The sequence below is a fragment of the Kitasatospora sp. NPDC022856 genome (assembly GCF_055561235.1).
On sequence record NZ_JBVHHE010000111.1, the window covers coordinates 1 to 4,045 of the forward strand.

The following is a 4,045-nucleotide window of genomic DNA, read 5'->3' on the forward strand; positions in this document are numbered from 1 at the left end:
CACACCCTCCCGGTCGGTGGTGTGGTCGTCCGCGAAACGACGGTCACCCGTCGCGTCCGGCACGTACTTCACACAGACAACGATCCTCAAGCTCACGGCCTGTCTCCTGTACTGGTCTCGTCCGGCGGCTGCGGCTGTGCAAGCGGGCGCGAACTCGGCACGCACCCGCTCCGGGCAGCGTGTTCCCGTGCCGGTCCGGAACTTCCTGGCAGCATACTCGCCAGTAGTCGAATGACACTACTGGCCAGTAGCTTACGCCGCCGAGCCCCGTCCGACCGCCCCTCGGCCCCCCTCGCGAGGGCCTGAGGGCCCCCGGCCCGGGACGGCCCGCGGAACGGCTCGCACTGCCGTCAGCCCTCATCCTGCCCCAGCGTCCCGCCGACACCACCCGACGGGGCGGCGCATCGGGAGTGGGATTCACCACCCGGGCCGCCGCAACCCCCGGAGCGGATCAGACCGCCTCGCCCAGCGCCGCGATCACGTCCGCCTTGCGCGGCAGCCCGGCCGCCCGGCGCACCACCCGGCCACCCGCGTCCAGCACCAGGACCGTGGGCGTCCGCAGGATCTCCAGCCGGCGGACCAGCGCCAGCCGCTCCTCGGCGTCCAACTCGATGTGCGCCACCCCCTCGACCAGACCCGCCACCTCCCCGAGCACCCGCCGGGTGGCCCGGCAGGGCTGGCAGAACGCGGTCGAGAACTGCACCAGCGTGGCCCGCTCGCCGAGCGCCTCCCCCAGGTCCGCCGCCGAGAGCCGTACCGCCCCGTCCTTCGCCCGCACCCGCAGCCTCCCGTCGCGCTGGGCCCGCAGCAGCCCGAACGCGCTCGCCACCACGAGCACGACGACGCACACCACCAACCCGGTCATCCCCCCAGTCTGCCCCGGCCCCCCAGGAGTCCGACAGAGTGGTCGACCGCCGGGGCGGGGCCCGCGTACGATCGCCGGGTGGACTCCGACCGCCCGGTACGACCGCTGCTGACCACCCGCCGGGTGGTCGACCTGTGCCGGGCCACGGCCTCGCGCTGTCACTGACGCGCCCTGCCGTCCCCCCTTCTGCGATCCAGATCCGGAGCCCCCGTTGCAGATAGACCCCCGCGGCCCGAGGTTCGCCGCCGCGCTCAGCGCGGCCGTCCTCGGCGCCGTCCTCCTCAGCGGCAGCGGCCTGCTGCTCACCCTCCAGGGCATCGTCTTCGGCCTCGGCGCCATCGGCGGCCTGCACCGGTCGCCGTACAACTGGCTGTACCGGACCCTGCTCCTGCCCCGGCTCGCACCGCCCACCGCGACCGAGGACGAGCGGCCGCCGCGCTTCGCCCAGGGCGTCGGCCTGGTCTTCGCCGCCGTCGGCGCGCTCGGCTTCCTCACCGGGGTGACCTGGCTCGGCCTGCTGGCCACCGCGTTCGCCCTCGCCGCCGCCTTCCTCAACGCCGTGTTCGGCTACTGCCTCGGCTGCGAGATGTACCTGCTCGTCCGCCGCTCCCAGGGCCGGCTGGACGCCGCGTCCTGACCCGACCGGAAAGGTTCCCGGCCGGCCCATCACGGACGTCACACACCCGTCACCCGCCCGACCGCCCGCCTCAGGTGACAGCGGGCACTCGTTCGGGGGATCATTTCCGTGTATCACCCGTGGCCGCCGCGGCGTGCCGCGCCTCCGGTCGGCCCCACGTACGACACGGGTACCGCCGGACCGGGCCACCAGGGCCCGTGGGAAGTCAGGACTGACCGTGGCAGAGCTCGTGTACCCGCCGGTGATCGGCGCCGCACTGACCGTCTTCCGCGCGCTCGACGTGCGCATCAGGATCGTCGGCGCCGAAAACATCCCCGCCCAGGGCGGAGCGGTACTGGTGAGCAATCACATCAGCTACCTGGACTTCCTCTTCGCCGGCCTCGGAGCCTTCCGCGGCGGCAAGCGCAAGACCCGCTTCATGGCCAAGGACGACGTCTTCAAGCACGCCGTCTCCGGCCCGCTGATGCGGGGCATGAAGCACATCCCGGTCGACCGCACCGACGGCCAGCCCGCTTACGAGGCCGCCGTGCGCGCCCTGCGCGCCGGCGAGATGGTCGGTGTGTTCCCGGAGGCGACCATCAGCCGCTCGTTCATGCTGAAGAAGTTCAAGACCGGCGCCGCCCGGATGGCCGCCGACTCCGGCGCCCCGCTGCTGCCGGTCATCCTGTGGGGCACCCAGCAACTCTGGACCAAGGGCCGGCCGAAGACCCTCACCAAGCGCCACGTCCCCGTGACCATCATGATCGGCGAGCCGATCGAGCTGGCGCCCGGCGACAAGCCCGTGATGGTCACCCGCCGGCTGCGCGCCGCGATGAGCGAGATGCTCGACCGGGCCCAGCGCGAGTACCCGGGCAAGCCGAGCGGCCCTGAGGACACCTGGTGGCAGCCCGCCCACCTCGGCGGCACCGCGCCGACCCTTGAGGTCGCCGAGGCCGAGGACGAGGCAGAGGCCGAGCGCCGGGCCAACCGCGACTGACGCCCCCGGGCCGGCGGCGGCCGGCCGGGCGCTCCGCGCCGTCAACCCAACAATCCATTCTTCATACTCCGTGCGACCGAGTGGCCACGGACCGTCGCGTGTCGGCGGCCTGCCCGCCCTCCCGATCTGACACAGTGACAGCTCCCCCGGGGGCCTCGTCCTGCACCAGAGACGGAGATGACACGCCGATGACCGGCACACGGCTGCTGCCACTCACCACCACGGCCCGCACCCGCGCCCGCGCAGGTGCGGGCCTTCTGCTGGCGGGCACCGCCCTGCTCGCCGGGTGCGGTGTCCAGCCCGGCGAGATCCCGCTCAGCGAGATCCGGGCGGAGTCCCCGTCCGCCACCCCGACTCCCGACCCCGCCATCGCCAACGCGACCCCGGGCGTGATCGGAGCCGCGGCACCGGCCCTGCCCGTCACGGCCCACAACGGCCTGATCGCCGGCCGGGTCTTCCTCGACCCCGGACGCCTCACCAGCGCCGTCTTCACCGTGACGGCCGACGGCGGCACCCTGCAGCAGCTCACCCGGCCCTCCGGCCAGGACCGCGACGACCACCCCGACTGGTCCCCCGACGGCAGCACCCTCGCCTTCGACCGGACCGAGACCGAGACCGGCGCGGCCCGGCTCTGGACGGTGTCCGCCGACGGCGAGGGCGCCCACCAGATCGGCCAGCTCTGCGAGACCGGCGCCGCCGACTGCGTCAACGAGCAGGAGAGCGCCCCCGCCTTCTCCCCCGACGGGAAGCAGCTCGCCTTCAGCCGCACCTGGGGCGCGATCGACTCGTCCACCCAGCAGATCCAGTACTCCGACCTGTACCTGATGAGCCCCGACGGCACCAACGCCCAGCGGCTGACCTTCCTCACCAACGACGCGCCGTACTCCGGCGAGGTCCGCAATCCGAGCTGGTCGCCCGACGGCAAGCAACTGGTCTTCGAGTACCGGACCAGCTCGACCGGGCAGCCCGCCGGCGGCCGGGCCCTCTACGTCGTCAACGCCGACGGCACGGGCCTGCGCCGACTCACCCCGTGGGAGCTGCGCGCCGGTGAGCGCGCCAGCTGGTCCCCCGACGGCACCCGGATCCTGTTCACCACCTATCCGGCCGGCCCCGACTACACCCCCGGTGGCGGCATCTACACCGTGCAGCCCGACGGCAGCGCCATCGACGCCCTGACGCCCGGTCCGTCCGAGGTGTTCTACGGGGCCGCCGCCTACTCCCCCGACGGCACGTCCATCGTCTTCTCCCAGGCCCCCGCCGGCGGAACCGCCGACCTGTACCGGATGCAGACCAACGGCACCGGCGTCACCCGGATTACCGAAACGGCCGACCAGTGGGTGAGCCGCCCGAACTGGGGCACCTCCGCGCCCCACTCGTAACCACGCGACGCCGGGGCCGGCCTTTCGGTCGGCTCCGGACCGCTTGGGCGTGCCTTTCCCGGAAACGCAAAGAACCCCCCGATCCGTAAGGATCGGGGGGTTCTTTGGAATGATTGTTCGGCGGCGTCCTACTCTCCCACAGGGTCCCCCCTGCAGTACCATCGGCGCTGTGAGGCTTAGCTTCCGGG

At 73.0% G+C, this 4,045-nt stretch carries 4 protein-coding genes, 1 rRNA gene and 1 pseudogene; 3 read left to right on the forward strand and 3 right to left on the reverse strand.

Annotation, left to right across the window (positions count from 1 at the left end; all coding sequences use genetic code 11):
• Nucleotides 1-96, reverse strand: a pseudogene (locus tag ACZ34W_RS38420) (electron transfer flavoprotein subunit beta); the annotation flags it as partial.
• Nucleotides 97-451: 355 nt separating this feature from the next.
• On the reverse strand, nucleotides 452-865 hold the full coding sequence (locus tag ACZ34W_RS38425) for a thioredoxin family protein (protein WP_465611115.1): 414 nt from the start codon (nucleotides 863-865) through the stop codon (nucleotides 452-454).
• A 211-nt stretch (nucleotides 866-1,076) separates the two neighbouring features.
• Between ACZ34W_RS38425 and ACZ34W_RS38430 the strand changes: the two genes are divergently transcribed.
• The 3 genes from ACZ34W_RS38430 (at nucleotide 1,077) to ACZ34W_RS38440 (ending at nucleotide 3,857) form a co-directional block, all read left to right on the forward strand.
• Nucleotides 1,077-1,502 (forward strand): DUF4395 domain-containing protein, encoded by a 426-nt coding sequence (locus ACZ34W_RS38430; RefSeq protein ID WP_329490783.1) that lies wholly within the window; start codon nucleotides 1,077-1,079, stop codon nucleotides 1,500-1,502.
• Between the two features lie 217 nt (nucleotides 1,503-1,719).
• Nucleotides 1,720-2,478, forward strand: coding sequence for a lysophospholipid acyltransferase family protein (locus tag ACZ34W_RS38435; RefSeq protein WP_329490782.1), 759 nt, complete (start codon nucleotides 1,720-1,722; stop codon nucleotides 2,476-2,478).
• A 188-nt stretch (nucleotides 2,479-2,666) separates the two neighbouring features.
• A complete protein-coding gene (locus ACZ34W_RS38440; protein WP_465611118.1) occupies nucleotides 2,667-3,857 on the forward strand; it encodes a TolB family protein in 1,191 nt (396 codons plus the stop codon).
• Between the two features lie 115 nt (nucleotides 3,858-3,972).
• On the opposite strand, the gene rrf is transcribed toward ACZ34W_RS38440, so the two are convergent.
• Nucleotides 3,973-4,045, reverse strand: a 5S ribosomal RNA gene (gene rrf, locus ACZ34W_RS38445); the annotation flags it as partial.

Excerpts from the sequence above, each read along its gene's own strand:
- ACZ34W_RS38425 (WP_465611115.1), bottom strand. The coding sequence starts at position 865 with ATGACCGGGTTGGTGGTGTGCGTCGTCGTGCTCGTGGTGGCGAGCGCG.
- ACZ34W_RS38440 (WP_465611118.1), top strand. The coding sequence starts at position 2,667 with ATGACCGGCACACGGCTGCTGCCACTCACCACCACGGCCCGCACCCGC.